This is a genomic window from Nitratireductor sp. XY-223, assembly GCF_004959855.1.
In the GTDB taxonomy this organism is placed as follows: domain Bacteria; phylum Pseudomonadota; class Alphaproteobacteria; order Rhizobiales; family Rhizobiaceae; genus Hoeflea_A.
Genome location: NZ_SPNT01000001.1, coordinates 25248 through 51987 on the forward strand (window position 1 = coordinate 25248; position 26740 = coordinate 51987).

The 26740-nt window shown below is 63.5% G+C and carries 26 protein-coding genes; 20 read left to right on the forward strand and 6 right to left on the reverse strand.

What is annotated here, in order from left to right:
• The first annotated feature begins 37 nt into the window (after positions 1-37).
• The 11 genes from E4M07_RS00105 to E4M07_RS00155 all read left to right on the forward strand — a co-directional run bounded on the left by E4M07_RS00105 (position 38) and on the right by E4M07_RS00155 (position 11796).
• Entirely contained in the window at positions 38-1069 is a 1032-nt protein-coding gene (locus E4M07_RS00105; RefSeq protein ID WP_136656255.1) for an ABC transporter permease, read from the forward strand.
• Complete coding sequence (locus E4M07_RS00110; protein WP_136656256.1) at positions 1066-1899, forward strand: ABC transporter permease; 834 nt, start codon at positions 1066-1068, stop codon at positions 1897-1899. The genes E4M07_RS00105 and E4M07_RS00110 overlap by 4 nt, the downstream gene beginning before the upstream one ends.
• Positions 1896-2768 carry an ABC transporter ATP-binding protein gene (locus E4M07_RS00115; protein ID WP_136656257.1) on the forward strand — a complete coding sequence of 291 codons (873 nt, stop codon included), beginning with the start codon at positions 1896-1898 and terminating at the stop codon, positions 2766-2768. The genes E4M07_RS00110 and E4M07_RS00115 overlap by 4 nt, the downstream gene beginning before the upstream one ends.
• Entirely contained in the window at positions 2765-3595 is an 831-nt protein-coding gene (locus tag E4M07_RS00120) for an ATP-binding cassette domain-containing protein (RefSeq protein ID WP_136656258.1), read from the forward strand. The genes E4M07_RS00115 and E4M07_RS00120 overlap by 4 nt, the downstream gene beginning before the upstream one ends.
• Positions 3585-4085: a GAF domain-containing protein gene (locus E4M07_RS00125; protein ID WP_206057146.1), complete on the forward strand. Its 501-nt coding sequence runs from the start codon at positions 3585-3587 to the stop codon at positions 4083-4085. The genes E4M07_RS00120 and E4M07_RS00125 overlap by 11 nt, the downstream gene beginning before the upstream one ends.
• Positions 4085-6151 carry a hydantoinase/oxoprolinase family protein gene (locus E4M07_RS00130; RefSeq protein ID WP_136656259.1) on the forward strand — a complete coding sequence of 689 codons (2067 nt, stop codon included), beginning with the start codon at positions 4085-4087 and terminating at the stop codon, positions 6149-6151. Before E4M07_RS00125 ends, E4M07_RS00130 begins: the two co-directional genes overlap by 1 nt.
• A 10-nt stretch (positions 6152-6161) precedes the next feature.
• The gene (locus E4M07_RS00135) at positions 6162-7823 is read left to right on the forward strand and encodes a hydantoinase B/oxoprolinase family protein (RefSeq protein WP_136656260.1); all 1662 of its coding nucleotides are present in this window, start codon (positions 6162-6164) and stop codon (positions 7821-7823) included.
• A gap of 24 nt (positions 7824-7847) precedes the next feature.
• Entirely contained in the window at positions 7848-8678 is an 831-nt protein-coding gene (locus E4M07_RS00140; RefSeq protein WP_136656261.1) for an aspartate/glutamate racemase family protein, read from the forward strand.
• 46 nt (positions 8679-8724) lie between these two features.
• Positions 8725-9810, forward strand: coding sequence for a Xaa-Pro peptidase family protein (locus E4M07_RS00145; RefSeq protein WP_246660327.1), 1086 nt, complete (start codon positions 8725-8727; stop codon positions 9808-9810).
• Between the two features lies 1 nt (position 9811).
• The gene (locus E4M07_RS00150) at positions 9812-11383 is read left to right on the forward strand and encodes a hydantoinase B/oxoprolinase family protein (RefSeq protein ID WP_136656263.1); all 1572 of its coding nucleotides are present in this window, start codon (positions 9812-9814) and stop codon (positions 11381-11383) included.
• Positions 11384-11457: 74 nt separating this feature from the next.
• A complete protein-coding gene (locus tag E4M07_RS00155) occupies positions 11458-11796 on the forward strand; it encodes a TIGR01244 family sulfur transferase (protein WP_136656264.1) in 339 nt (112 codons plus the stop codon).
• Positions 11797-11802: 6 nt separating this feature from the next.
• Here E4M07_RS00155 and E4M07_RS00160 read toward each other — a convergent pair whose 3' ends face one another.
• The 4 genes from E4M07_RS00160 to E4M07_RS00175 all read right to left on the reverse strand — a co-directional run bounded on the left by E4M07_RS00160 (position 11803) and on the right by E4M07_RS00175 (position 15677).
• A complete protein-coding gene (locus E4M07_RS00160) occupies positions 11803-12981 on the reverse strand; it encodes a CaiB/BaiF CoA-transferase family protein (protein WP_136656265.1) in 1179 nt (392 codons plus the stop codon).
• Positions 12974-13783 carry a tellurium resistance protein TerC gene (locus E4M07_RS00165; protein ID WP_136656266.1) on the reverse strand — a complete coding sequence of 270 codons (810 nt, stop codon included), beginning with the start codon at positions 13781-13783 and terminating at the stop codon, positions 12974-12976. The genes E4M07_RS00160 and E4M07_RS00165 overlap by 8 nt, the downstream gene beginning before the upstream one ends.
• Before the next feature lie 146 nt (positions 13784-13929).
• Positions 13930-14898: an alpha/beta hydrolase gene (locus E4M07_RS00170; protein WP_136656267.1), complete on the reverse strand. Its 969-nt coding sequence runs from the start codon at positions 14896-14898 to the stop codon at positions 13930-13932.
• A gap of 41 nt (positions 14899-14939) precedes the next feature.
• Complete coding sequence (locus E4M07_RS00175) at positions 14940-15677, reverse strand: hypothetical protein (RefSeq protein ID WP_136656268.1); 738 nt, start codon at positions 15675-15677, stop codon at positions 14940-14942.
• A 104-nt stretch (positions 15678-15781) separates the two neighbouring features.
• Here E4M07_RS00175 and E4M07_RS00180 point away from each other — a divergent pair, with 104 nt between their 5' ends.
• The 7 genes from E4M07_RS00180 (at position 15782) to E4M07_RS00210 (ending at position 22148) form a co-directional block, all read left to right on the forward strand.
• A complete protein-coding gene (locus E4M07_RS00180) occupies positions 15782-16129 on the forward strand; it encodes a hypothetical protein (protein WP_136656269.1) in 348 nt (115 codons plus the stop codon).
• A 193-nt stretch (positions 16130-16322) separates the two neighbouring features.
• Positions 16323-17972, forward strand: a complete 1650-nt coding sequence (gene ettA, locus E4M07_RS00185) for an energy-dependent translational throttle protein EttA (protein ID WP_136656270.1) — start codon at positions 16323-16325, stop codon at positions 17970-17972.
• A 24-nt stretch (positions 17973-17996) separates the two neighbouring features.
• Positions 17997-18677: an SDR family oxidoreductase gene (locus E4M07_RS00190; RefSeq protein ID WP_136656271.1), complete on the forward strand. Its 681-nt coding sequence runs from the start codon at positions 17997-17999 to the stop codon at positions 18675-18677.
• A 12-nt stretch (positions 18678-18689) separates the two neighbouring features.
• Complete coding sequence (locus E4M07_RS00195) at positions 18690-19286, forward strand: MOSC domain-containing protein (RefSeq protein WP_136656272.1); 597 nt, start codon at positions 18690-18692, stop codon at positions 19284-19286.
• A gap of 185 nt (positions 19287-19471) precedes the next feature.
• Positions 19472-20491 carry a metalloregulator ArsR/SmtB family transcription factor gene (locus tag E4M07_RS00200; protein ID WP_136656273.1) on the forward strand — a complete coding sequence of 340 codons (1020 nt, stop codon included), beginning with the start codon at positions 19472-19474 and terminating at the stop codon, positions 20489-20491.
• Positions 20492-20493: 2 nt separating this feature from the next.
• On the forward strand, positions 20494-21417 hold the full coding sequence (metF, locus tag E4M07_RS00205) for a methylenetetrahydrofolate reductase [NAD(P)H] (protein ID WP_136656274.1): 924 nt from the start codon (positions 20494-20496) through the stop codon (positions 21415-21417).
• A gap of 140 nt (positions 21418-21557) precedes the next feature.
• Positions 21558-22148: an NAD(P)H-dependent oxidoreductase gene (locus tag E4M07_RS00210; RefSeq protein ID WP_136656275.1), complete on the forward strand. Its 591-nt coding sequence runs from the start codon at positions 21558-21560 to the stop codon at positions 22146-22148.
• Between the two features lie 470 nt (positions 22149-22618).
• On the opposite strand, the gene E4M07_RS00215 is transcribed toward E4M07_RS00210, so the two are convergent.
• Positions 22619-23563, reverse strand: a complete 945-nt coding sequence (locus tag E4M07_RS00215) for a DMT family transporter (protein ID WP_136656276.1) — start codon at positions 23561-23563, stop codon at positions 22619-22621.
• Between the two features lie 173 nt (positions 23564-23736).
• Between E4M07_RS00215 and E4M07_RS00220 the strand changes: the two genes are divergently transcribed.
• Positions 23737-23997 (forward strand): hypothetical protein, encoded by a 261-nt coding sequence (locus tag E4M07_RS00220; RefSeq protein ID WP_136656277.1) that lies wholly within the window; start codon positions 23737-23739, stop codon positions 23995-23997.
• Between the two features lie 156 nt (positions 23998-24153).
• Entirely contained in the window at positions 24154-25530 is a 1377-nt protein-coding gene (locus E4M07_RS00225; protein WP_281404976.1) for a cation:proton antiporter, read from the forward strand.
• Positions 25531-25533: 3 nt separating this feature from the next.
• On the opposite strand, the gene E4M07_RS00230 is transcribed toward E4M07_RS00225, so the two are convergent.
• A complete protein-coding gene (locus tag E4M07_RS00230; RefSeq protein WP_136656279.1) occupies positions 25534-26730 on the reverse strand; it encodes a lytic murein transglycosylase in 1197 nt (398 codons plus the stop codon).
• Between the last annotated feature and the right edge of the window lie 10 nt (positions 26731-26740).

A 26740-nucleotide genomic window follows, 5' to 3' on the forward strand; every position in this document is an offset into this window, starting at 1 on the left:
CGCGCCCCTGGCGCGTTGAAAGAACCGCTGAACCGCCATGTCGCCTGTCGTCCGCCTTCTCGTGAAGCGGCTGTCGATCTCGATCATCGTTTTGATCGGCGTATCGATGCTGATCTTCACCATCGCCCGGGTCATACCCGGCGATCCGGCGCGCATCGCGCTGGGCCCCAACGCGACGACCGAGCAGGTCGAGCAATTGCGCGAGAAACTGCACCTCAACGAGCCCATCTGGATCCAGTACGGGTATTTCGTGCGCGATTTCTCGCGCGGTGATCTGGGCGTCTCGCTTTACACCAACCGCCCCGTGACTACGGACATCGCGCAGTTCTTGCCGGCGACGCTCGAACTCGTAATCGTTGCCGGCATCTTCATGATCGGCTTCGGGATCCCGCTGGGCATCGCCTCGGCGCGTTATCGCGGCAAGGCCGCCGACAACATCATACGCGTCGTGTCGCTACTCGGCGTTTCGGCGCCCAGCTTCGTCTGGGCGGTGATCCTGATGCTGCTCTTCGCCTTCTTCCTGCCGCTGTTCCCGATCGCCGGCCAGATATCCGACACGCTGACCGTGCCGCCGAGGATCACCGGCTTCCTTTTGGTCGACTCGCTTCTTGCCGGCGACATCCCGGCCTTTTTGAGCGCCGCCCACCACATCATCCTGCCGGCCTTCGCGCTGGCGCTTTCGGGCATCGGGCAGGCGGCCCGGCTGACACGGTCCAACATGGTCGAGACCTATGACAAGCCCTATATCGAGATGGCCCAATCCTACGGGTTTCCGGCCCGCCGTATCGCGAACCGCTATGCCTTCCGCCCGTCGTTGATCCCGTCGCTGACGATCATCGGTCTGGATTTCGCGGCGATGCTCGGCAACGCATTCCTCGTCGAGGCGGTCTATGCGTGGCCGGGCCTGTCCCGCTACGGCGTACAGGTGATCCTGCGCAAGGACCTCAACGCCATTGTCGGCACGGTGCTCGTCATTTCCGCGACCTTCCTGATCGTCAACATCATCGTCGACCTGCTGATCGCCTATATCAATCCGCGCATCCGGCTGGCGGAGAGGGGGCGGCCATGAGGCGCACGCTGTCGATCCTGTTGTCCAACCCGCTTTCGGTGATCGGGCTGATCCTCGTCGGCACGGTCGTCTTCTCGGCCGTCTTCGCCGACCTCATCGCCCCGTTCCCGTCGCATCGCGGCGCCGTGGTGGACTTCACCAATTTCAACCAGCCGCCGCACTGGCCCAACATCTTCGGCACCGATCTCGTCGGGCGGGATGTCTTTTCGCGCATCCTCTATGCCTACCGTATTTCGCTGCTTTTAGGGGTCGTCGTGCTGGCGATCGCGGTTCCCATCGGCGTGACGGTCGGGCTGGCCGCCGGCTATCTCGGCGGCTGGGCGGAGTTCATCCTGATGCGGCTGACCGATGTTTTCCTGTCGATCCCGCCGCTGGTGCTGGCCATGTCCGTCATGGGCGTTCTCGAGCCGACCCTGACCAACGGCATGCTGGCGGTGACGACCATGTGGTGGCCCTGGTATGCGCGGCTCGTCTACAACGTGACCCGCTCGGAGGCGCAGGAAGGCTACGTGCTTGCCGCCGAGATCATCGGCGCCTCGCGGCTGCACATCATGTTCCGCGAGATCCTGCCCAACTGCGTGCCGTCCATCGTCACCAAGATGACGCTCGATCTCGGCTTCGTCATCCTCATCGCCTCGTCGCTGTCGTTCCTCGGCCTCGGGGTCCAGGCACCGACGCCGGACCTCGGTTCGATGGTCGCGGAAGGCGGCAATTACCTGCCCGATTCCTGGTGGCTGACGGTGTTCCCGTCGCTTGCCATCCTGATCGCGGTGTTCGGCTTCAACCTGCTCGGCGATGCGCTGCGCCAGGTCCTGGGGAGCGATCAATGAACGATTATCTGCTCGACATCCGGGACCTGAAGCTTGCGTTCAAGAACTATGCCGGCCTTGTCGAGGTCCTGCACGGCATCTCGCTCAACGTCCGCCGCGGCGAAAAGGTCGCACTGGTCGGCGAATCCGGCTCCGGCAAGTCGGTGACGGCGCGCATCATCCTCGGCCTGCTGCAGGAGCTGAAATCCGCACGTATTTCCGGGTCGGTGCATTTCGAGGGACAGGATCTCGAGGCATTGGCCTTGCGCACGCGGCTGGCGCTGCGCGGAACCAAGATCTCGATGATCTTCCAGGACCCCACCTCGTCGCTCAATCCGGTCTATACGATCGGCGTTCAGTTCAACGAGGTGCTGCGAAGGGGCAATCCCGACATCTCCGAAAGGGATGCCGAGGCCCGCGCCGTCGCGCTGCTCAAGGATGTATCGATCCCCGAACCCGAACGGGTCCTGGTATCCTATCCGTTCCAGCTTTCCGGCGGCATGAACCAGCGCGTCATGATCGCCATGGCGCTTGCCAACGAGCCGTCGCTGCTGATCGCCGACGAGCCGGGAACGGCGCTCGACGTGACGGTTCAGGCGCAGACGCTGCACCTGATGCGCGACCTCGTGGAGCGCCGTGGAACGTCCGTCCTTTTCATTTCGCACAATCTCGGCGTGGTGCGGGAATTCGCCGACCGGGTCTATGTGATCTACAAGGGCCGGCTGGTCGAACACGGCGAGACCGCTGAACTGTTCCACCGTCCGCGTCATCCCTACACGCGGGCGCTGATGGCGGCGGTGCCGCGTATCACCGGTGGCGGCATTCCGACGATATCCGAAACCGATGCCGGGTTCACCGATCCGATGATCGACCATGGGGTGGCGTCATGAACGATGCGGTCGCCGATCTCCGCCCGGTTGTCGAGGCGCGCAACGTGTCGAAGATCTTCCTCACCGGCACCCATGAGGTGAAAGCGCTGGATTCCGTGTCGCTGACGGCGGTGCGCGGCGAGTGCCTGGCCATCGTCGGCGAGAGCGGGTCGGGAAAAACGACATTCGCCAACATGCTGCTCGGCATCTATCCGCCGAGCACCGGCGAGTTCTTCCTGGACGGTGAACTCCTGCCGGCGCGGCGGACGCTGCCCTTGCGCCGCTCGATCCAGTTCGTGCAGCAGAACCCATTGTCGTCGCTCAATCCGCGCCGCATGGTCGGCGCTTCGCTGAGGCTTGCCCTGAATGTCCACGAAATCGGCGACCGGCCGGGGCGCAAGGCGCGCATCGGCGCGCTGCTCGAGGAGGTCGGGCTGCCGGCCGATTTCGCGCACCGCTATCCGTCGGCGCTCTCGGGCGGGCAACGCCAGCGGGTGGCCATTGCCCGGGCGCTGGCCTGCGAGCCGGAGGTGCTGGTGCTGGACGAGCCGACCTCGGCGCTCGATGTCCTCGTGCAGGCACGGGTGCTGAAATTGCTCGACGAGCTGCGGCAGCGGCGCAACCTCACCTATGTGTTCATCACCCACGACCTTGGCGTGGTGCGCAATATCGCCGACCGGGTCGCCGTGTTCGAGCGCGGCAGGCTGGTCGAGCAGGCACCGACGGAGACAATCTTCGAGCAACCTGCAAACGCCTATACGCGCAGCCTGATCGGCGCGATCCCGGTGATCACGGACGACGAGGAGGCGCTGCGCCGAAAAGTCATGGAGGAGACAAGTGCTGGCTGAGGACATGATGCTGGATTTCAAGAATGCGACCGAAAGCGCGGCCGATACCCAGGCGGTGCACCGCGCGCTTGAGGCCCTGACGGCGGAACATATCGGCGTGAAACTGTTCACACTGATGACCTTCGACAGGGAGACGGGACTTGCCAGCCGCTGCTACAGCAATATGCCGCAGGCCTATCCCTGTTCCAGCACGAAGACGGTCGACAGCGACCGCTGGTCGGATCAGGTCCTTGACGGACAGCAGAACTTTGTCGCCAACGATATCGGCAGCATCGCCGAGGTTTTCAACGATCACGCGCTCATCCAGTCACTGGGCTGCGAGTCGGTGCTTAACCTGCCGGTGGTTGTCGGCGGGGCGGTGCTGGGCACGATCAACCTCCTGCATGAGGCGGGCTTTTACACGCCGGATAAAGTCGCTGCGGCGGAGATTCTGAAATTGCCGGGAAGTGTTTGCTTTCTCAAGGAAAAACTGAGCATGGGAGGCCAGTGATGGCGAGCTCTACGATACGTGTCGCGACCGATGTGGGTGGTACATTCACCGACCTAGTCTGTTTCGAGACGGATGAAAACGGTGTCGCCAGCGTGCGCACGGCAAAGTCCGACACGACGCCGCCGGACTTCGAGAAGGGCGTGTTGAACGTTCTGGAAAAGGGCGGCGTCGATCCGGGTACGGTCGATTTTCTCGCCCACGGGACGACCGTCGTCATCAACGCGCTGACGGAGCGCAAGGGCGTCAAGGTCGGCCTGATCACCACCGAAGGCTTCCGCGACATCCTCGAGATCGCGCGCGGCAACCGGCCGGACTTTTTCAACCTTCATTACAAGAAGCCGGCGCCCTTCGTGCCGCGCTACCTGCGCAGGGAACTGCCCGGCCGCATGAGCTATCGCGGCGAGGAACTGCAACCGCTCGACACGGGCGGGCTGCCGGCGATCCTCGACGGCTTCAAGGAGGAGGGGGTCCAGGCGGTCGCCATCTGCTTCCTGCATTCCTACGCCAATCCGGCGCATGAACAGGCGGTGCTCGAAGAGGTGCAGCAATCGTGGCCGGGCGTTTCGGTGGTCTCGTCGCACCAGATCACCCGCGAATGGCGCGAGTATGAGCGCACCAACACGGCGGTGCTTTCGGCCTATGTGCAGCCGATCGCCGAACGCTATCTGTCGCGCCTCAATGACGGCCTTGCGGGCAAGGGCTTTTCGGGCAGCCCCTATATCATGCAGTCCAATTGCGGCGTCGACTCGCTGGAATCGGTCTCGCGCATCCCGATCACCATGGTGGAATCGGGCCCGGCCTCGGGTTTCTGGGGCGCGGCCGAGCTCGGCAAGCTGATCGGCGAGCCAAACGTGCTGGCGCTCGACATCGGCGGCACGACGGCCAAGTGCTCGCTGATCGAGAACGGCCAGATCAAGATCATGACCGATTACTGGATCGAGAAGGACCGAACCTCGGCGGGCTATCCGATCATGGTGCCGGTCGTCGACCTCGTCGAGATCGGCAATGGCGGCGGCTCGATCGCCTGGGTCGACGATTTCCAGAAGCTGCATGTCGGCCCGCAATCGGCCGGCGCGCTGCCGGGACCGGCGGCCTATGGCAAGGGCGGCACCGAGGCGACAACAACCGACGCCAATCTTCACCTCGGACGCATCAACAAGGACTATTTCTGCGGTGGCGAGATCGATGCCGACATGGACGCGGCGAACGCGGCGATCGGGAAGATCGCCGACAAGCTCGGCGTGACACCCCAGGAAGCTGCGCGCGGCATCGTGCGCATTGCCAACAACAACATGGTCAACGCGCTCAAGCTCGTCTCGCTCAACCGCGGTTTCGATCCGCGCGACTTCACGCTGGTCGCCTTCGGCGGCGGCGGTGCCATGCACGCGGTCGCGCTGGCGGCGGAACTCGGCGTCAAGAAGGTCGTCGTGCCGGCCGGCGCCTCGGTGTTCTCGGCCTGGGGCATGATGATGTCGGACCTGCGGCGCGACTATTTCGTCACCCGGCTGGTCGACCTGCAGGAAGGCGGCGCCAAGGCCATCGAGGAACTGTTCGCCGAGACGGAAGCGCAGGCGCGCGGCCAGTTCGAGGCCGAGGGCATCGATCCGTCGCGGGTGACCTTCCACCGCTTCGGTAAGTTCCGCTACCAGAACCAGGAGCACACGACCGAGGTGCTGCTGCCGGAAGGGGAGGTCAGCGAGGCGCGGCTCGCGGAGATCGAGGCGCTGTTCCATGAGACCTACGAGCGGGAATATACATACCGGCTCGACGCCCCGGTCGAGATGGTCGGCATCCATCTGGTTGCCGCAGCCGAGGTCGGCAAGCTGACCATGGCGCCGCAGCCGCTGGGCGACAAGGACGCCGGGCCGGCGCTGAAAGGCCGGCGGGTCGTCGATTTCGCCCTCGAGGGCGAGCATGAAAGCGACATCTATGATGGCCCGGCCCTAAAACCCGGCATGGAATTCTCCGGACCGGCGATTGTCGAGGACCCCGGAACCACGGTTGTCGTCAATCCGAACGCCAGTGCCCGTGTGGATGCCTACGGCAATATCCACATCGAACTTTAGGGAGGCGAAGATGAGCAGTTCCAACGATCCGATCACCCTGGAAATCATCCAGAACTCCCTGCAGGCGACCGCCGACGAGATGTTCGCGGCGATGCGCAAGACGGCGATGAGCTCGATCATCTACGAGGTGCTCGACATGGGCACCGGCATCATGGACGCGAAAGGCATGCTCGCATCGTCCGGGGCCGGGATTCCTGCCTTTATCGGCGTGCTCGACAAGGCGGTGCGGGTCTTCATCGACAAGTTCGACCAGCCAGGCGACATCGAGCCGGGCGACGTGTTCGCGACCAACGATCCGTATTACGGCGGTGTCACGCATCTCAACGACATCGTCGTCGCGATGCCGGTCTTCGCCGACGGGCGGATCATCGCCTGGACGGCCAATATCGCCCACAATTCCGACGTCGGCGGCATGGCGCCGGGTTCGCTGTCCGGCGAGGCGACGGAGATCTTCCAGGAGGGGCTGCGCCTGCCGGCGATCAAGATCATCTCAAAAGGCGAGCCGATCCAGCCGGTCATGGAGATCATCAAGACCAATTCGCGCATGCCGGACGTGCTGGAGGGCGATGTGTGGGCTGCGATCGCGTCGGTGCGCGTCGGCGAAAAACGCCTCAAGGAGCTGGCCGCCAAATACGGCACCGAAACCTTCGAGCGGGCGATGTCATCCTTCATGGATTTCGGCGAGAAAGTGTCGCTCTCGGCGCTGGCCGACCTTCCGCAGGGGACCTTCGAACTCTCGGAAGAGCAGGATGACGGCCGCATCTTCAATGTGAAGATCACCATCGGACCGGAGGAGTTCACGGTGGACCTGCGGGACAACCCGGACCAGTCGGACAATCCGGTCAACACCAGCCGAGACGGGGTGATGGTCTGTGCGCAGATGATCTTCAAGTCGCTGACCGACCCCTATTCGCCGGCCAACGGCGGCTCGTTCCGGCCGATCAACCTCCTGACCCGTGAAGGATCGGTGTTCCATGCCAAGGAGCCGGCGCCGATCGGTTTCTATTACGAGATCGAGCTTCGGGTCTACGACATCATGTGGCGCTGCCTGGCGCCGCATATGCCTGAGCGGCTGGCCGCCGGACATTTCGCGTCGGTCTGCGGCACATTCATCGGCGGCATTCACCCGGATACCGGCCGGCAATACACGATCATCGAGCCGCAGCTCGGCGGCTGGGGCGCCAGCCGCGACGGCGACGGCAACAGCGCGGTCTTCTGCGGCTTCCACGGGGAAACCTACAATTGCCCGGCGGAAATAAACGAAGCCCGCAACGGACTTTACGTCGATTGCCTGAAGTTGAACATGGAACCGGGCGGCGAGGGCAAGTTCACCGGCGGACGGGGCATCGTCATGGACTACCGGGTGCGCGCCGACAACGGCTTCCTCACCGCCGGCTACACGCGCTCCAGGTTCCCGGCCTGGTCGCTCGACGGCGGCAATGAGGGATCGTCCAACTATGTGGAGTTCCGGCCGAAGGAGGGCGAGACGCAGCGCTTCGCCTTCGTCTCGGGTCTGACGACCCAGCGGGACGACGTCATCCGGGTGGTGACCGGCAACGGTGCCGGCCTCGGCGATCCGAAGGAGCGCGACCCGGATGCCGTGCGCAGGGACGTGAAGAACGAACTGATCACGCCGGAGCGGGCCCAAGAGGTCTACGGCGTCAAGATCTGAACGGACAGGATGGGAGGAACGGTCATGCAAACCGACAAACCGCTCAAGGTCATGTATCTCAGCCCGACGGGACGGGACGACTACGACCAGGTCTTCGCCGATATGACGGCTGCGCACAAACTGCCGAACACGGAAGTCCACGTCACGTCGCTTCCGGCGCAGGACGGCGCGTTCTCGCATATCGAGTTCCGTTCCTACGAGGCGATGGTGACGCGCGGCATCATCCGGGCGACCCGGGCCGCGGCCCGCGAGGGTTTCGATGCGCTGGCGATCGGCTGCTTCTACGACACGGCGCTGCACGACGCGCGGGAGATTTCCGGCGAGATGATCGTCACCGCGCCCTGTGTGGCTTCGATCGAGATTGCCACCAGCCTTGCCAACCGCTTCGGCGTCATCGTCGGCCGCCGCAAATGGGTCGACCAGATGGAGGCGACGGTGCGCTCCAACGGCCAGGGCGACCGGCTGTCGGGATTCTACCATGTCGAACTCGGGGTCAATGACTTCCAGACCGACCATCGGCGGACCAACAACCTGCTTCTGGAAGCCGGGCGGAAAGCTGTTGAAGAGGACTACGCGGAAGCGCTGATCCTTGGTTGCACGCTGGAGATCGGCTTCTACAAGCAACTCGAAAAGGAACTCGGCGTTCCGGTGATCGATCCGTCGATCGCCGCGTTCAAGCGCGCCGAATACGCGGCGCTGCTGAAACGGCAGTGCGGCTGGATTCCGAGCCGCAAATGGTCGTGCGAGGCGCCGCCCGAGGACGAGATCGCCCGCTTCGGCGGCTTCGACGACGGCGAGTTCTTCGGCAGCCGCATCGTGGTGCCGGCCGAGACGATCACCGCGAGCGCCGCGTAAGAACGCCGCAAAGACGAGGACGGAACAAATGCGGAAGGCTGATCAAGTGAACCGTTTGACCCAGTTGCGCGAGAAAATGTCCGAAAACGGCACCGACCTGGTCGCCATCGGGCCCGGCGCGCACATGAAGTGGCTGCTGGGATTTTACCCGCATCCAGACGAGCGACCGAGCATGCTGTTCGTCGGCCCCACCGCGGAAGCCTTCCTGATGCCGGCGCTCAACGCAGAGGGAAGCCGGCAGGAGACGGATATCGCCTTTCACACCTGGGACGACGCGGACGGTCCGGGCACCGCACTGGAAGCCGCGCTCGCGGCCGTCGGCGCAGAGCGTGCCGGGACCGTTGTCGTGGACGAGGCGATGCGCGCCGATTTTGCGCTGCTGGTGCTCGATGCGATACCGGGCGCCAAACACTCTTTCACGGGAACAACGCTCGGCGCGTTGCGCATGCGCAAGAACGAGGAGGAATTTCGCGGGCTCAAGATGAATGCCGGTCTCGCGGATGAGGCGATGCGTGCCACATTTGCTGCCGCCCGGCCGGGCATGCGCGAAATCGAGCTGGCCGATGTGATCTCGGACAGTTTTGCCGCGAATGGCGCAACCCCGCTCTTCCGAATCGTCGGCGCCGGCGGCAATGGCGCTTTTCCGCACCACCAGACCGGCGATACGGTGCTCGCCGCGGGCGACGCCGTCGTCATCGATACCGGCGCGCGCAAGGGTACTTACTCCTCCGACATCACCCGCATGCTGGTGATCGGCGATCCGCCGGAAGGCTACGAGGAGGTGCACGGCATCGTCGAGGCCGCGGTGCAGGCGGCGATGCGCGCCGCGCGTCCCGGCGTGAGGGCCAGCGAAGTGGATGCCGCGGCGCGAAACCTCATCGCCGAGGCCGGTTATGGCGACTATTTCGTCCACCGCACCGGCCACGGCATGGGTGTCGAGGGCCACGAGCCGCCCTATATCACATCGACTTCGGACGTCGTGCTCGACACCGGCATGGTGTTTTCCATCGAACCCGGAATCTACCTGCCCGGCCGTTTCGGCATCCGGCTGGAGGATATCGTCATCCTGCGCGACGACGGGCCGGAAATCCTTTCCGAGCTGCCGCGCGACGCGCAATTTGTGAAGGCCTGACATGACCGCGCCAAACGAAACGGATCCATTCACCGCGGCCGTTATCCAGGCAAGCCTCGTTGCCGCCGCCGACGAGATGTTCGCGGTGTTGCGCAAGACGGCGATGAGCCCGATCATCTACGAGGTTCTCGATGTCGGCACCGGTATCACCGACGCCGACGGCAACCTGGTCAGTTCCGGTGCCGGTATCCCCACCTTCGTCGGCGTGCTCGACAAGGCGGTGCGTCGCATCCTGGACATCCACGGCCGGGACAATATCCGCCCCGGCGACGCCTTCATCACGAACGATCCCTATTTCGGCGGCGTCACCCATCTCAACGATGTGGTGATCGCGCTGCCGGTGTTTGCGGACGGCGCCCTGCTCGCCTGGACGGCGTCCATCGCCCACTGGAACGATGTCGGCGGGCGCGTCGCCGGCTCGATGTCCACCGAAGCGACCGAGATCTTCCAGGAGGGGCTGCGGCTGCCTGCGGTCAAATTGTTCGACGCCGGTGAAAGGGTGCGGCCGGTGTTCGAGATCATTACCGCCAATTCGCGGCTGCCGGAATTTTCCAACGGCGATCTGTGGGCACAGATCGCGGCCAGCCGTATCGCCGAGCGACGCATTGTCCAACTCGTCGAAACGCACGGCGTTCGCGCATTCGAGCGCGCGCTCGAAGCGCTGTTCGATGAGGGCGAGCGGCGCGGCCTTGCCGGGCTGAGGAGCCTGCCGGAAGGAACGTTCGAAATCGAGGAGGAACAGGATGACGGCGCGCTGTGGCGGGCGGCGATCACCATTTCGCCGGAACGTTTCACCGTCGACCTTCGGGACAATCCGCAGGTGCGCGATGCGCCCTACAATACGAGCCGCGACGGCGCGGTCATATCGGCGCAGATGATCTTCAAGGCGCTGACCGACCCGTCGCTGTTCGCCAATGCGGGCTCGTTCCGGGCGCTCGAGGTGCTGACGGAGCCCGGCACCATCTTCCATGCCACCGGCACGGCACCGCACGGCTATTACTTCGAAACCCGTATCCGGCTCTACGATATGCTGTGGCAGTGCCTGGCACGGGCGATGCCCGAGCGGCTGCCGGCCGGGCATTTCGCCTCGATCTGCGGCACAGTACTGGCGGGTGTGCATCCGGACACCGGTCGCCGCTACACGATGGTCGAGCCGCAGATGGGCGGCTGGGGCGCGACCGCGGAACGGGACGGCCTCGACGCCATGTATTCATGCAGCCATGGCGAGACCTTCAACTGCCCCATCGAGATCGCTGAAGCGCGCTACGGGCTTGCGGTCGACTACAAATCGTTGAGCGACGGCACCGAAGGGCAGGGCCGGCACCGGGGCGGCAAGGGTCTCTCGCTGTGCTACCGCATGCGCGGGAACGCGGTATTTTCCGCCGGCTACAGCCGCAACCGCATCCCTGTTTGGGGGCTTGAGGGCGGCGCGCCGGGCGGCACCAACGGTTTCGCGGTGGTGCACCGGAATGGCGAGCGCGACGCACGCGCCTTCGCCAGCGGCGTGTCGCTGCAGGCCGGCGACCGGATCTTCATCGACACGGCCAATGGCGGCGGATGGGGCAAGGCCTGAGCGACGGGCGATATTCTCTTTGCGGGACAGTTGCTCTATAAAGCGGGCAACACCATCACCGCAGGGACAGAAACATGGAAATCCGCCAGATCAATGATGAGTATTCCGTCGCCGGGCAGATCACCGTCGAGGATCTCGCGACCGTCGCGGGGATGGGGTTCAAGGCGATCGTCTGCCACCGGCCGGACGCCGAAGTCGAAGGGCAGCCGAGCTTCGCGGAAATCGCCGAAGCCGCCAAGGCTCTGGGCATCGAGACCCGGCACATTCCGGTCGGCCGCGAGGGCGTCGGCTTCGAGCAAGTCCAGGAATTCGTCGATGCGCTCGACGAGATGGAACGCCCCATGCTCGGCTACTGCCGGTCCGGCGCCCGCTCGACGGCCATCTACCAGCAGACGCTGCATATCCGCGCCTGATACGTACTACTCTTTCTCAAGCCGGTCGAGTTCGGCTCTCACCTCGTCATTGTGCTCGCCGAGGCGCGGTGCCGGTCGCTTGTAATTCGGCGGCGTTTGCGACATTTTCATCGGTGATGCAACGCCCGGAAGCGTTCCGCCCCGGATGTCATCCAACTCGAGGCGCATGCCGCGCGCTCTGACCTGGGGATCGTCGAACATTTCGCCGATGGAGTTGATCGGACCGGCGGGAACGGCGTTGTCCGCGCAGCGGTCGAGGAGTTCGTCGCGCTCGAAGAGCTCCGTTTTGGCCGAAATCTGCTCGTGCAGTTCGTCCCGGTTGGCGACGCGGTCCCTGTTGGTGGCGAATTTCGGGTCGGCGGCCAGGGGTTCCAGGCCAAGAACCTTGCACAGCCGGGCAAACTGCCCGTCATTGCCGACCGCCAGGATCAGATGGCCATCGAGCGTCGGCACGACCTCGTAGGGCGAGATGTTGGGGTGGAAATTGCCCAGCCGCTGCGGGCTGTTGCCGGTTGCAAGGAAGTTCATGTTCTGGTTGGCGAGCACGGCGACCTGGCTGTCCATCAGCGCCATGTCGATGTGCTGGCCTTCACCGGTCTTCATCACGTGGATCAGCGCCGCCTCGATGGCGGATACCGCGTAGATGCCGGTGAAAAGGTCCGCGAATGCGACGCCCGCCTTCATCGGCTGCCCGTCCGGCTCTCCCGTCACCGACATGAAACCGGACATGCCCTGGATGATGAAATCGTAGCCGGCGTGGCCGGCATAGGGACCGGTCTGGCCGAAGCCGGTGATCGAGCAATAGACAAGTTTCGGATTGATCTTGCGGACGGTCCCGTAGTCGAGGCCGAATTTGGCGAGCCCACCCGTCTTGAAGTTCTCGATCAGCACGTCGGACCGGGCGACCAGCCGGCGGACGAATTCCAGGTCCTTGTCATTACGCAGGTCGGCCGTGACCGACCGCTTGCCGCGGTTGGTGCCGTGGAAATAGGCGGCGCTGAGATTTTCGCCGCCCGCGTCCGTCATGAAGGGCGGGCCCCACTGGCGCGTCTCGTCACCGCCATCGGGGTTTTCGACCTTGATGACATCGGCCCCGAGATCGGCGAGCAACTGGCCCGCCCAGGGCCCGGCAAGCACCCGCGCCATTTCCAGGACGCGAATGCCCTTGAGCGGTGCGTCAGCCATGGTGCGCCTGTGTATGCTTCCGCTTAGCCGCGGCCTCGGCAAGGATGCGCCTTTGGTAGCGGCTCTGCACCACCTCGACGGCGACGAGCGTCATCAGCACGAAGTAGAATGTTGATTTCGCCATCGGTTCGATCGGGAAGCCGAAGAAGGCGAGGTGGCCGATGTGGCCGCCGTCCGACATCAGCATGACGCCGACCAGCAGCAGCACGAACAGGCCGAGCACCTCGTACATGCGGTTGCGCTGCAGGAACGAGGCGACGGCATCGGCCATGATGACCATCAGGGCGCCTGAAATGACGATCGCCGCCGTCATGACTATAAAATGGTCGGTCAGCGCGACCGCGGACAGGACCGTGTCGAAGGAGAACACAAGGTTCATGACAACGATCCAGAAGAGGGCCCGCCGGACCGTTCGCCGCGGTGCCGAATCGGCCTCGTGCTCGAGGTCGTCGACACCGATCATGTGATAGATCTCCTTGATCGCCGTATAGATCAGGAACACGCCACCGGCGAGCACGATCAGGGCATGGCCGCTGACGGCGCCCGAGACCCACGGGTGGTCAATCGTGAACAGCGGCGCCTGCATGAGGCTGATCAGTTGCAGGATCACAAATAACAATACGATGCGCAGGGCGATGGCGAGAATGATGCCCATGCGCCGCACCCAGGCCTCGCGCGCCGGGTCAACCTTTTTCGCCTCGATGGAGATATAGAGGAGATTGTCGAAGCCGAGCACGGTCTCCAGCGCCGTGAGCACCAGAAATGTGGTCAGATTGTCGATGGTGAAGAGAGTTTCGAGCATAGGCTGTCCCCGTCTTGCCTACCTGCATTCGGTCCGTGGTAGCAAAACAGGTCAAAGGGCGCCACGACAAATTCGCCGGCGGCGCACGCCCGGCGTGAAACCGCGACTTCATGCTGTGTGGGAGCACGCGTGATTATCGATTCATTTCAATCGAATGTGCGCGAACGTTGAAGCGCGGAAACCGCCCAGGCGGCAAAGTCCTCCATGGCGCCGCGTGCAGCGGGCAGGGCCGATTCGTTCAGCGTTTCGTGGCGCATCTCATCATAGATGCGGCCCGTCACGTCCTCAAGGTCGCAGGCCCTCATGTGCGTTGCCAACCAGGTGACAGCGCGTCCGTTGTTTGTGGCGGGATCCTGGCCGCCGCCGACGAGATGGATGGGCATTGATTGCGGAAGGGCCGCAAGAGCCTTGCGATCGGATCCGCGGAAACCCATCGCGAAGATGTCCTGCCACAGGGCAACGGAAGCGTCCCAGCCGCACAGCGGATCGTCGATGTAGGCGGCGACCTGGTCCGGGTCGTGCGAAAGCCAGTCGAATTCCGTCCGGGCGTCCTTGATCGCCTTGCCCCATGCCGCAAAGGTCTGTTTCGGCAGAATGGCGCTTGGCACGTCGGAGCCCTTGAACATGCGCTCGCCCGCAAGAGCCGCCTGGGCAATGCGCCCCTCGAGGCCCATCTTGAAGTTCGCGTTCCACACGGCAAGCGCGGCCTGCCTGTGCGGGTGCGACAGGGCAAAGTTCAGGGCGATCATTCCGCCCATGGAGTGGCCGAAGGTGATGAACGGCGCATCCGGATAGGCCGTTCGGGCGCGGTCGTGAACGGCAAGCGTGTCGGCGACGGCCAGTTTCCAGCCCTCGCCGGCCGGTGCCTTTCCGAACGTTCCGAGCGGTGCATCGGGTGCTTTCGTGTGGCCGTGGCCGCGATGGTCGTGGACAAACGTCGCGAAGCCGACATCGGACAGATAGTCGGCAAAGCGTGCATAGCGCGCGGCGTGTTCGGCAAGGCCGTGGTTGATCTGCACGACGGCGCGGAGCTTCTCATTCGTCCGCTTGTGCAGGAGGTTGAGCTCGGCGCCGGTCGGCGATTTAAGGGTGGTCTGCTCGTCGAATCCGCTCATGGGCGGACCATGCCCGCGACCGATGCAAAGTGCAATGGCCGTCAGTTCCCGAGCGCTTCCTCGATGGCGTCGATCTGGGCACCGAGGTCGAAGGGGAATGAGGAAAGCACCTCGACATCCTCATCCTCGGAAAAGCCGTCCGGGTCCTTTTCGCGCAGTTTTTCGATCACCCGGTCCCGTTCGCGCAGGCTCCATTCGATCTGCGGCCGGAAAACCTTCAGCGCCGCGACGAGCCATTTCGACGTGAGCGCGTATTCCTCGTTGTCGAGGTCGAAGAAGTCGAGAAGGCGGATCACCTCCTCGGCCGGATACTGCCATTCCATGGCCACCCAGCGATTGACGGTGAAGATGCGCATGGGCGTGCCGGCATTGTCGAAGGAAATGGCGACGAGGTGGCACAAGCCGCCGTTCTCAAAATCCGGCTTCGGCGGCAGGGCGATGGGCTCGATGCCCTCTTGGACATGCTCGGTCCAGACAAAGAGGTGGAAATGTCCGTGCTCGCTCCAGGGCCGGGATTCGGGATCCTCCGAATGGGCGTGATAGAACCACAGCGCGCCCTTTTCGCGGTCGTGCACGTCGCCCGGCGGATAGTGCTGCCACTGGGTGAAGGCATCTGGCGCCGTTGAATTGAGGACGTCGATCAGGATGTGCTTCTGTTCTTCAGCAGCCTGTTCGAGCACCGCGATCATCTCGTCGGCGGCTTTCTGCATCGCCAGGAGATCGGCGCGCGGCAGTGTCTTGAAATCGATTTCGGGATTGTCGCTGACCGGAATATTCATCGGTTCCGTCTCTATGAAAACTGTCGCAGAAACTTAGCGAGCGTCTTTCCCGGATACAATGGCTGCCGGGAACCACAGGCTCCCGGCATCCGGAAGCTGATCAGTTGGTCTTCTTCGCACCACATGCGCCGCAGGCACCGCATGCGCCACAGGCGCCGCAGACCTTCTTCTTGGCACCGCAGGCGCCGCAGGCACCGCATGCGCTGCAGGCGCTGACCTTGGACGATCCGCAGGCCGCGCAGCTTGCGACTGCCGGCGTTGCCGCGACCGCTGCCGCGAGGCCGCCGCCGACAACCATCATGGCCAGTGCTTTCTTTGATTTGCTGTTCATCGAGTTCTCCTCTGGGTTGCGCCGAAAATCCATTTCGGTCCGCCGCAAACTAAACGATGGCGGCGCAAAGTGGGGTAACGATGGGATGGCGCAGGATCACGCTTTTGCGAGGCTGATGTGATGGTCGAGGCCGAATTCCTAAATCCTCACAATATCTTACAAACAGGCACCTTGTGTGAGTGTTCCGGCCGGTTGCGTGAGGACCCGGTCCGGGCGTTGGACGGGGCCAAACATTTGCATTGCCCTAACGGCATGGTTTGCCTAAAAGCAGGGCAATCCCGAATTCGTCAAATCCATAAGGAAATTTGCGCGCAATGGCACGCCAGTTCATTTATCACATGGCCGGGCTGAACAAGACCTACGGCTCGAAGAAGGTCCTCGAGAATATCCACCTCTCATTCTATCCGGACGCAAAGATCGGCATCCTCGGCCCGAACGGCGCCGGCAAGTCGACGGTGCTGCGCATCATGGCCGGGCTCGATACCGAGTTCACCGGAGAGGCCTGGGTGGCCGAGGGTGCAACGGTCGGGTACCTGCCGCAGGAGCCGGAGCTCGACGAAACCAAGACCGTGGCCGAGAACGTCATGGAGGGCGTTGCCGAAAAGAAGGCGATCGTCGACCGCTACAACGAGCTGATGATGAACTACTCCGACGAAACGGCGGAGGAGGGGGCCGCGCTTCAGGACATCATCGATTCGCAGAACCTGTGGGACCTCGACAGCCAGGTGGAAATGGCGATGGACGCGCTACGCTGCCCGCCGGGCGACAGCGCCGTCACCAACCTTTCCGGCGGCGAAAAGCGCCGCGTCGCCCTGTGCAAGCTGCTCCTGTCGCAGCCGGACCTGCTGCTGCTCGACGAGCCGACCAACCATCTCGACGCCGAGACGATCGCCTGGCTGGAAAAGCACCTGCGCGAATATCCGGGCGCCGTCCTGATGATCACCCACGACCGGTACTTCCTCGACAATGTCACAGGCTGGATCCTGGAACTCGATCGCGGCCGGGGCATTCCCTACGAGGGCAACTACACGGCCTATCTTGAAAAGAAGGCCAAGCGCATCGCCCAGGAGGGCCGCGAGGAGGCCAACCGGCAAAAGGCCATGTCGCGCGAGCAGGCATGGATCGCCTCCAGCCCCAAGGCGCGTCAGGCGAAGTCCAAGGCCCGCTTCAAGGCCTATGATGAACTGGTCAAAGCGGCAGCGGACCGCCGCCCGGGCGACGCGCAGATCGTTATTCCGGTCGGCGAGCGGCTGGGTCAGACGGTCATCGACGCCGACCATATCTCCAAGGGCTATGGCGACAAGCTGCTGATCGACGACCTGGAATTCAAGCTGCCGCCCGGCGGCATTGTCGGCGTGATCGGCGCCAACGGCGCTGGCAAGACGACGCTGTTCCGCATGATCACCGGCCAGGAGGATCCGGACGGCGGCTCGATCAATGTGGGCGAGACCGTCGATCTTGCCTATGTGGACCAGAGCCGCGACGCACTCGCCGCCGACAAGACCGTGTGGGAGGAAATCTCCGGCGGCAACGACCTCATCAAGCTCGGCAAACACGAGATCAACTCGCGCGCCTATTGCTCGAACTTCAATTTCAAGGGCGGCGATCAGCAGCAGAAGGTGGGAACGCTGTCGGGCGGGCAGCGCAACCGCGTCCACCTTGCCAAGATGCTGAAATCTGGCGGCAACGTGATCCTGCTTGACGAGCCGACCAACGACCTCGACACGGAAACGCTCGCCGCGCTGGAGGACGCGCTGGAGAATTTCGCCGGCTGCGCCGTCATCATCAGCCACGACCGCATGTTCCTCGACCGGCTCGCAACGCATATACTGGCCTTCGAGGGCGACAGCCACGTGGAATGGTTCGAGGGCAATTTCGAGGACTATGAAAAGGACAAGATCCGCCGCCTCGGCCCCGACAGCGTCAATCCGAAACGGGTGACCTACAAGCGGCTGACGCGGTGACATAACGGCACACGGGAGGCAGGCATGACGACGATCCTAATTACCGGCGTCGGGCGCGGTATCGGCCATGAGATGGCCAGGCAGGCACTCGACAGGGGTTGGACCGTGATCGGGTCGGTGCGACAGCAATCCCATGCCGATCTTCTTCGCGACCTTGCGGCGGAGCGCTTTACCCCGCTTGTTTTCGACGTGCGCGACGGAGGAGCGGTCGAGGCGGCCGCTGCGACGGTCGCGGGGCCGGTCGACATCCTGGTCAACTGCTCGGGGGTGATCGGACCGGAACGGCAGTCGGTGCTCGACATGGATTTCGACGGATTTTCCGACACGCTGGCGATCAACACGGTCGGACCGCTGCGGGTCGTGCACGCCTTCCTGCCGCACCTGAAGCGCAGCGACCATGCCCGTATCCTGACACTGTCAAGCTTCATGGGTTCCATGTCACATGCCAAGTCCGACACCATGGCCTACCGGGCCTCGAAGGCGGCGGTCAACAAGGTGATGCAGGGTCTTGCCAGCGAATTGCGCCCGCAAGGAATCACCGTGGCGACCGCGCATCCGGGCTGGGTGCGCACCGACATGGGCGGTAAGTTCGCCGATCTCAGCCCGGAGGAAAGCGCCGCCAGCGTTCTCGACCTGTGCGAGCGGCTGGAACTCACCGCGACCGGGCATTTTTGGAACTGGGACGGCGAGCAACTGGCCTGGTAACCGGGAGCGTACATGGAAATCATCGGCCAAAAGCGGGCCATCGGCAAAGTCGGCGGCGTCTATTCAGCGACGAAAGGCTCCTTCACGACGGAACCGGTCGACAGCCTGGAGCTGACATTCGAGGGTATTGCCGGCGACCACCATGCCGGGTTGACGCGAAGGGCGGGCGGGCGCGAGCCGTGGTATCCGCGCGGCACCGAGATACGCAACGAGCGGCAGCTCACGCTGCTGAGCCCGGAAGACCTTGCGGGCGTTGCAAGTGACATGGGCATCGCCGAGATCAAACCGGAATGGATCGGCGGCAATATCACGATCGAAGGCATCCCGAACTTGTCCATGCTGCCGGCCAGTACGCTGTTGTTCTTCGAGGGGGGCGTGACGCTCAAGGTTGATTTCCTGAACCTGCCATGCCGTGTTTCGGGAACGGCCATCGCGGAACACTATCCCGACCGCGACCCGACGGCACTTTCGCTGGACTTCGTGAAGGCGGCCAGACGCCGCCGCGGCCTCATCGCCTGGGTGGAGCTTCCCGGGACGATCCGTGCCGGCGAGGCGGTCAGGGCCCAGATCCCGGAGCAGTGGATCTATACGGCGGGGACGGGCGCCTAGCCGAAGCGCCTCGAAATCAGAAGCTTCCATGCCGTTTCTTCATCTCCGGGTCGCAAATGGCGACCATTCTTTCTTGTGCGCGACATTTTGATTTTGTATTGCGTCAAATGACAAAATGATATAAAGATATCTTTATGTGATTTCGTGAGTGGCGTGTTGCCGCGCGCGGGCTGATCGAGGAAGCCATGCTGGACAACAACAAGCTGAACCTGGACAAGGCAGTGGACGTGCTGAAGGCGGCCGGCGAGCCGACCCGGCTGCGGGTGCTGGCGCTGTTGTTCGGCGGCGACCTGACGGTCACCGACCTGACGGAAATCCTCGGGCAGTCCCAGCCGCGCATTTCGCGTCACCTGAAACTCCTTACGGAAGCCGGCCTGGTTGAGCGCTTTCAGGAAGGCGCCTGGGCCTATTTCCGCCTGAGCGGCGACGGCCGCTCGCACGCGCTGGCGCGCCACATCGTCGATGCGGTGTCGTCCTCGGATCCGCTGCTGTCGCGCGACAGCGAACGGCTGAGAGCCGTCAAGCAGGCACGGGCCGCCCGCGCCCAGGCCTATTTCAGCCGCAACGCGGCCGAGTGGGACGAGCTGCGTTCGCTGCACATTTCCGACGAGCAGGTGGAAGAGGCGCTGCTTGAGATGATCGGCGATACGCCGTTCGATTCGATGCTCGATCTCGGCACCGGGACGGGCCGCATCCTGCAGCTCTTCTCATCGCTCTACCGGCGCGGCATCGGCGTCGATGCCAGCCGCGACATGCTGTCGGTCGCGCGCACGAATATCGACGCGGCGGGCATTACCCATGCGTCCGTGCGCCATGCCGACATCCTGAACCTGCCGCTCGAACGCGGTTCGTTCGACCTGATCACCATCCACCAGGTGCTGCACTTCCTGCAGCATCCGGAAGAGGCCATTGCCGAAGCGGTGCGCATGCTGAGCCCTGGCGGGCGCATCATCGTCGTCGACTTCGCGCCGCACGAGTTCGAGTACCTGCGTGACGAGCACGCCCATCTGCGGCTCGGCTTTCCGGCCGACGCCATCTCGACCTGGCTCGGCGAAGCGGGTCTCGAGGTCGAGAAGGTCGTCGCACTGACGCCCGAGGACGAAGTTGAGAAGGGACTGACGGTCACGATCTGGCTGGCGCGCGACCCGCGCCTTGTCATCGCCGAAGGTTCCGATGTTGAATCGCCTGTAAAAGGAGTTGCCTGACCATGTCCGTACTGCGCCGTTCCGGCCCGTCGCCCCTCGGTGATTCAATCAATGTCTCGTTCGAGTTCTTTCCGCCCAGGAGCGGCGACATGGAGAGTCAGCTCTGGGAGAGCATCATGCGCCTGGCGCCGTTCAACCCGGACTTCGTCTCCGTTACCTACGGCGCGGGCGGCAGCACGCGCCAGCCGACGCTGGCGACGATCAAGCGGATTTTGGAGGAAACGGAGCTCTCTCCGGCGGCGCACCTGACCTGCGTCAACGCGAGCCGGGACCAGGTCGACGCGGTGGCGCGCGAGTTCTGGCAGGCCGGCGTGCGTCACTTCGTGGCGCTGCGTGGCGATGCCCAGGAGGGCGTCGGCTCGACCTACAAGGCGCATCCCGATGGCTACCGCAACGCCGCCGAGCTGGTGGCCGGCCTCAAGGCCTTCGCCGATTTCGAGATCACCGTCTCGGCCTATCCGGAAAAGCACCCGGAAAGCCCCGATTTCATGACCGATATCGACATGCTCAAGCGCAAGGTCGACAACGGTGCGACCCGCGCGATCACCCAGTTCTTCTTCGACAACGATACCTATGAGCGCTATGTCGAGCGGGTGCGGCGCGCCGGGATCTACATTCCGATCGTCCCGGGCATCCTCCCCGTGCACAATTTCAGCCAGGTCGCGAAATTCGCCGGACTTTGCGGGGCCTCGATCCCGGACTGGCTAGCAACGCGCTTCGAGGGGCTGGACAAGGATCCGCAGACCCGCGCGCTTGTCGCCGCGGCGGTTGCCGCCGATCAGGTCATGGATCTCGTCGAGCGCGGCGTGCAGGATTTCCACTTCTACACGATGAACCGGGCACAGCTCGTCTACGCGATCTGCCATCTGCTCGGCCTGCGCGCGCCGAAGGGCAGCGGCACGGTGACCTCGATCGCCGCCGCTTAACGACAAAAGCGAATTCGTTCAATATTGTTGAACAGTACGTCCTGCATTCAGGGGCTTATGCTGGGCCCGATCGTGACTATCTCTGCGTGGATAACCGGCCCGATACCGGCCGCGAGCATTCCCCTCGGAGAGAAGCACTCATGACCCAGATACTGACGATCCACTCCTCGGCGCGGCGCAGTGATTCCGTCAGCCGGAAACTGACCGACGAGCTGGTTTCACGTCTCACACGCAAACATGCCGATGCGTCGGTGCAGACGCGGGACGTTGCCGACGGGCTGACATTCCCGAGCGAGAACTGGGTCTCGGACCGCGTGCTCGCGAAGGGCGACCGGACGGACCAGCAGCACGCCGCCCTGGCAGAAACCGACGCGCTCGTCGAAGAACTGGTCGGTGCCGACATCGTCGTCGTCGGTGCGCCGACCTATAATTTCGGCGTTCCGGCGGCCCTGAAAGCCTGGATCGATCACATCGCCCAACCGGGCCGTACGTTCCGCTACACCGAACAGGGGCCCGAGGGCCTCCTTGCGGGCAAGAAAGTTTACGTGGTGAATGCCTCCGGCGGCGTTCCGGCCGGCAGCCCGGCGGATTTCGTCACGCCGTATCTTAAGCACGTGTTCGCGTTCCTCGGCGTGACGGATTTCGAGTTCATTGCCGCCGACCAGTTGGCCATGGCGGCCGATGACAGCGTCAAGCGGGCGCGCGACGCCATCGAGAAGGCGGCGGCCTAGAGCGTGTCAGGCTTAGTTTGAATAATTTGACCGCGGAATCAAAGCGGGGATGGTGTGAACCATCCCCGTTGTGTTTTTCAGGGCCTGCCGGTCCTGCCGGCGGCGGGTCGCCCTCAGCTTACAAGAAAAGCATCAGGGCGATAAATAGGAACGCTGCACCGATCACCAGGACATTGAGCGAACGCGCCAATCCCATAGCGGACCTCCCTGCGGTTTACCGATAAATGCTATGCCCAACAGAAGCGGAAAGAAAAGCAAAATAGTTGCTGCGCCGCCGAAACGGGCGATGGATATTTCAAATTTTAGCTTTTTAAGCGCATGAAATTCATTGACTTAGTTTGGTGCCAAAAAAGTGTGAATCATGGGTCAGATTGACCGCGATTGCTGCGGCTGCGAAGGGCGTATTCGTGGCGACTTTGTGGCGGGACCTTTAAATTCAAAGGGTTTTTGACGTCAGACCGGTCCGGTTTCTAGCCTTCACTTTTCCTATAACGCATTAATTTTGTTTTATTTTTTATGTAGTGCACGAGTCTTCCGTCGATCGTCAGCAGGCCGAGACCGATGAGCAGCAATCCGGCCAGGGCTTCGAATGTCATCTGTTCATTGAGGAATGCGACGCCGAGCAGGATCGCGCTGGGCGGGACGATGAGGGTCACCAGCGATGTGTTGGTGGCACCCGCCGAGGCGATGATCCGGAAGAAGAGGATATAGGCGAGCGAGGTGGACAGGACCGCGAGCAGCAATATCGCGGCCACGATATCGACCGGCGGGAACGGGATCGTCCAGGGGCGGTCGAGGACCAGAATAACCGGCAGCATGATCACCGAAGACGCCGTCAGCTGGCCGGTCGCGGTGACCACCGGCGGCAGATCGCTGAAGCGTTTGCCGTAGGTGGCGGCGAAGCCGTAGGAGACGGCCGCGCCGACGATGGCGAGCTGCGCCCAAACCGGTGCCCCGAGCCCGGTGATGGCCGAAGGACCGATCAGGACCGCGGTTCCGGCCAGTCCGAGCAGGCAGCCGGCGACCTTGAGGACCGTCATTTTCTCGTCGTTGGTCAGTACATTGGCAACCACCACGGTCCACAGCGGCGTTGTTGCGTTCAATATGGCTGCAAGACCGGCGCCGATCTCGGTCTGGCCGAAGAAGATCAGCGTGAAGGGAATGGCGTTGTTGAGAAGGCCAAGCAAGAGGAATGCGCGCCAGCGGGCGAGGATGCTGCGGTAGAGCCCGTTGCGAGCGAAGAGGTAGAGATGCAGCGCCACCGCCGCCAGGAACACGCGCAGGAACACGAGTGTCAGCGGCGGCACATATTCGACGGCCACACGGGCAAAAAAGAACGAACCGCCCCAGATGGCGCCGAGCAGGAACAGCAACAGCCAGGTCAACGGTGTGATGGGATGTGTATTGTCGCTCATTTCCGCTCTGCCGATCGCGTATTGAATGGAATCGTTCTTAAGCCCTGAACGTGCGTCCCGCCATCCGATTCTTGCTTCGCCATCACGGACAATCTGTAGCAGTGACCCGGAGGCCGGTCTTGCGGTAGAATGTGACCCTGAACCGCATCTGCCAATTCCTGGGAAACTCGGCCATGACGGCAGCGAAATTGCCGAAACTCGTGCGTTTTGTCATCGCCAACAGCTTTATCGGCATGTGCATCGGCTGGGCGCTGGCCGCTGCGGTCGTCTATTTCGACATCAACGGCTTCGGCAGCCTGGTCCTGGAATCGCGGCATGTCGCAACGGCGCTTTTCATCATGTTCTTCTCGTTCGGGATCACTTTCGGCTTCGCTTACCTGACGACCGCCGTCCTTTTGCTGCCGACCGACAAGGACGATTTCGACAAGGTCTGATCCGCCGGCGGCCCGCGGGTTGCCGGTCGTCCGGCAGCGTGCAAAAATCGGGCGATCGTTCAACAGCGGGGCCGCCGGCCCCGCCGTCGCGGGAGAAGTTATCTGGAAGGAACAGTCCCAGCAGCGGTTGCAGAAACCGCTTCGCACGGCGCAGCCCTGAGCAGTCTCGCATTCGTCGCCGCCGTCGCCGGCATTATGGGCCTGGGTCTCATCTGGTTGCGGCAGCCGCCGCTCGTCGGATTCATACTCGCAGGCGTCGCCCTCGGCCCCACGGGATTCGGCGTCATTCCGGATTCGGAAAGCGTCAATCTGCTTGCAGAAATGGGCGTTCTCGTCCTCCTGTTCTTTATCGGCATGGAGCTGTCGCTCAAGGCGTTCGTGCTGACACTCAGACAGGCATTGCTGGTTGCCGGCGGGCAAATCACAGCGGCGCTGATCGTCGCCATTCTGATCGGCCTCGGGCTCGGCATCGGTCTCGCCGAATCCGTTATCCTCGGTTTTATCATCGCCATGTCGAGCACGGTGGTGGCCATGAAGATGCTCGACGACATGGGCGTCCTGCGCGGCGAGGAAGGGCGCATCGCGGTCGGGGTTCTCATCGCCCAGGATATCGCGGTCGTCCCGATGCTGATCTTCGTCAGCAGCTTCGGTTCGGGCGACATCGATTTCGCGGCTGTCGCGCTCAAGGTCGTCGTTGCCGTCGCGTTCCTCGGCGGCCTTTTGTGGTGGCTCGGCAGGCGGGGCAAGCTGCGCGTGCCGTTCACCGAGCAGATCGAGAACAAGGTCGAGATCCTGGCGCTCGGCTCGCTGGCGCTGTGTTTTTCGGCGGCGGCGGCGTCCGGCATTGCCGGCCTTTCGCCGGTCTACGGCGCATTCGTCGCCGGCATCCTGATCGGCAACTCGACGCTGCGCAGCCGCGTCATCCCGGTGATCGAACCGATCCAGAGCGTTCTTCTGGTGGTGTTCTTCCTGTCGATCGGCCTGCTCATGGATCTCAGCTTCATCTGGGACAACCTGCTGCTGGTCATTGCCGCCTCCCTGGCGGTGATCGCCGCCAAATCCATTCTCAACATCGTCCTGTTGCGGTTGACGGGTTCAAGCGAGCAGACGGCGCTGGTCGCCGGCCTGTCGATGGCCCAGATCGGCGAGTTCTCCTTCGTGCTTGCCGCCGCCGGCCTCAGCGTTGCTGCGCTCAGCGGCGATGCCTACCGCCTGGCGATCGCCGTGATCGCCATCTCGCTGTTAATCTCGCCCTTGTGGGCGAACCTGATGCGCCGGGTCGAGCGCGTCGCGACGGCCGGGCTGACGTCCTACAGGTCGGCGCTGATGGAGGCCTATGCGACCGAGATCGGCGAGATGCAGCGCGGCCGTCAGGCGGTCGACCGGGCCGTGTTCCACGCACGGCTGCGCTACCGGGCGGCACGGCTGGCGCTCTATCACCGGCGCGTCGAGAAGGCGGCCAAACAGGCCGCGTCCGAAGAGACCGAAGCGGAAGCGCCGAAGAAGGAAGATGCCGGCGAGGCCGCCCAGTAACAGCTACTGAAGGCGTGCCAGCAGCTGCGGTGTCGGCCAGGCGTCGGCGGGCATCCCGAGGCGAAGCTGTTCCTTCTGGACAGCGGCGCGCGTGCCGGCGCCGAGGATGCCGTCGATCTTGCCGACATCGTGTCCCTTGCCCGCCAGGATCCGCTGCAGGTTCTTCATCTGTGCATCGGAAAGACCCGGATCCGGATTGCCTGCGTCATAGCGGCTGGCCCCGGCGAGGCGGGTCGCGAAATAGGCGGCGCTGGTCGTATAGATGAACGACTTGTTCCATTCCAGGTAGATCGAGAAATTCGGATAGGCGAGGAATGCCGGGCCATTGCGGCCTTGCGGCAGGAGCAGCGCCGCGGACATGTCGTTGGAGGGCAGGGAGCCTTCGCGGGCCTCTACGCCGCGAGCCGACCATTCACCGACCGGCAGCGCCTTGCCGAGGCCGGTGTTCTGCCAGTCGAGGTCGGACGGGACGACAACCTCCTGGAGCCAGGGCTGGCCGGCCTGCCAGCCGAGATGGCGGATGAAATTGGCGCCTGTCAGGATGGCGTCGGGCGCGCTCGCCTTCAGGCGCACCTGACCGTCGCCGTCGGCGTCCACACCGAACTGGAGTATGTCGACGGGCAGCATCTGCACCTGTCCGATCTCGCCGGCCCAGGCTCCGGTCGTGCGCACCGGATCGAGGTCGCCGTTCTCCACCATCCTGATCGCGGCGATGAGTTCCGGACGGAAGAGTTCCGGCCGGCGGCAGTCGTGGGAGAGCGTGACCAGCGCATTGATCGTATTGAAATCCCCCTGGACGGCGCCGAAATCGGTCTCAAGTCCCCAGAAGGCGGTGATCACCGCGCGCGGGACGCCGTATTCGCGTTCAGCCCGATCGAATGTGGCGGCGTATTTCGCCATATTCCTGCGGCCGTGATCCATTCGGTTCTGGCTGATCACGCGCCGCGAAAACTCGAGGAAAGTCAGCTTGAAGACGCCCTGCGCCCGGTCGCGCCGCAGGACCTTGTTGTCGATCGCGGCATTTGCCAGCGCCCGGTTGGCGGCGCGCGCCGAGATCCCCTGCGATACGGCCTCCTGCTTCACGCTGTTCAGGAACTGGCCGAGATTGCCGCCGCATTCGGCGGCAAGGGACGGCGACGCCAGCGCAATGGAGAGGGCACCAAGGATTTTGACTGCGGAGCGCGTGATCGGTGTTTTCATGTCTTGTCCC

What these genes read in the sequence shown, in the direction of transcription:
- E4M07_RS00105 (WP_136656255.1), top strand. Translation starts at nt 38, where the DNA reads ATGTCGCCTGTCGTCCGCCTTCTCGTGAAGCGGCTGTCGATCTCGATC.
- E4M07_RS00110 (WP_136656256.1), top strand. Translation starts at nt 1,066, where the DNA reads ATGAGGCGCACGCTGTCGATCCTGTTGTCCAACCCGCTTTCGGTGATC.
- E4M07_RS00115 (WP_136656257.1), top strand. Translation starts at nt 1,896, where the DNA reads ATGAACGATTATCTGCTCGACATCCGGGACCTGAAGCTTGCGTTCAAG.
- E4M07_RS00120 (WP_136656258.1), top strand. Translation starts at nt 2,765, where the DNA reads ATGAACGATGCGGTCGCCGATCTCCGCCCGGTTGTCGAGGCGCGCAAC.
- E4M07_RS00130 (WP_136656259.1), top strand. Translation starts at nt 4,085, where the DNA reads ATGGCGAGCTCTACGATACGTGTCGCGACCGATGTGGGTGGTACATTC.
- E4M07_RS00135 (WP_136656260.1), top strand. Translation starts at nt 6,162, where the DNA reads ATGAGCAGTTCCAACGATCCGATCACCCTGGAAATCATCCAGAACTCC.
- E4M07_RS00140 (WP_136656261.1), top strand. Translation starts at nt 7,848, where the DNA reads ATGCAAACCGACAAACCGCTCAAGGTCATGTATCTCAGCCCGACGGGA.
- E4M07_RS00150 (WP_136656263.1), top strand. Translation starts at nt 9,812, where the DNA reads ATGACCGCGCCAAACGAAACGGATCCATTCACCGCGGCCGTTATCCAG.
- E4M07_RS00155 (WP_136656264.1), top strand. Translation starts at nt 11,458, where the DNA reads ATGGAAATCCGCCAGATCAATGATGAGTATTCCGTCGCCGGGCAGATC.
- E4M07_RS00160 (WP_136656265.1), bottom strand. Translation starts at nt 12,981, where the DNA reads ATGGCTGACGCACCGCTCAAGGGCATTCGCGTCCTGGAAATGGCGCGG.
- E4M07_RS00165 (WP_136656266.1), bottom strand. Translation starts at nt 13,783, where the DNA reads ATGCTCGAAACTCTCTTCACCATCGACAATCTGACCACATTTCTGGTG.
- E4M07_RS00170 (WP_136656267.1), bottom strand. Translation starts at nt 14,898, where the DNA reads ATGAGCGGATTCGACGAGCAGACCACCCTTAAATCGCCGACCGGCGCC.
- E4M07_RS00175 (WP_136656268.1), bottom strand. Translation starts at nt 15,677, where the DNA reads ATGAATATTCCGGTCAGCGACAATCCCGAAATCGATTTCAAGACACTG.
- ettA (WP_136656270.1), top strand. Translation starts at nt 16,323, where the DNA reads ATGGCACGCCAGTTCATTTATCACATGGCCGGGCTGAACAAGACCTAC.
- E4M07_RS00190 (WP_136656271.1), top strand. Translation starts at nt 17,997, where the DNA reads ATGACGACGATCCTAATTACCGGCGTCGGGCGCGGTATCGGCCATGAG.
- E4M07_RS00195 (WP_136656272.1), top strand. Translation starts at nt 18,690, where the DNA reads ATGGAAATCATCGGCCAAAAGCGGGCCATCGGCAAAGTCGGCGGCGTC.
- E4M07_RS00200 (WP_136656273.1), top strand. Translation starts at nt 19,472, where the DNA reads ATGCTGGACAACAACAAGCTGAACCTGGACAAGGCAGTGGACGTGCTG.
- metF (WP_136656274.1), top strand. Translation starts at nt 20,494, where the DNA reads ATGTCCGTACTGCGCCGTTCCGGCCCGTCGCCCCTCGGTGATTCAATC.
- E4M07_RS00210 (WP_136656275.1), top strand. Translation starts at nt 21,558, where the DNA reads ATGACCCAGATACTGACGATCCACTCCTCGGCGCGGCGCAGTGATTCC.
- E4M07_RS00215 (WP_136656276.1), bottom strand. Translation starts at nt 23,563, where the DNA reads ATGAGCGACAATACACATCCCATCACACCGTTGACCTGGCTGTTGCTG.
- E4M07_RS00220 (WP_136656277.1), top strand. Translation starts at nt 23,737, where the DNA reads ATGACGGCAGCGAAATTGCCGAAACTCGTGCGTTTTGTCATCGCCAAC.
- E4M07_RS00230 (WP_136656279.1), bottom strand. Translation starts at nt 26,730, where the DNA reads ATGAAAACACCGATCACGCGCTCCGCAGTCAAAATCCTTGGTGCCCTC.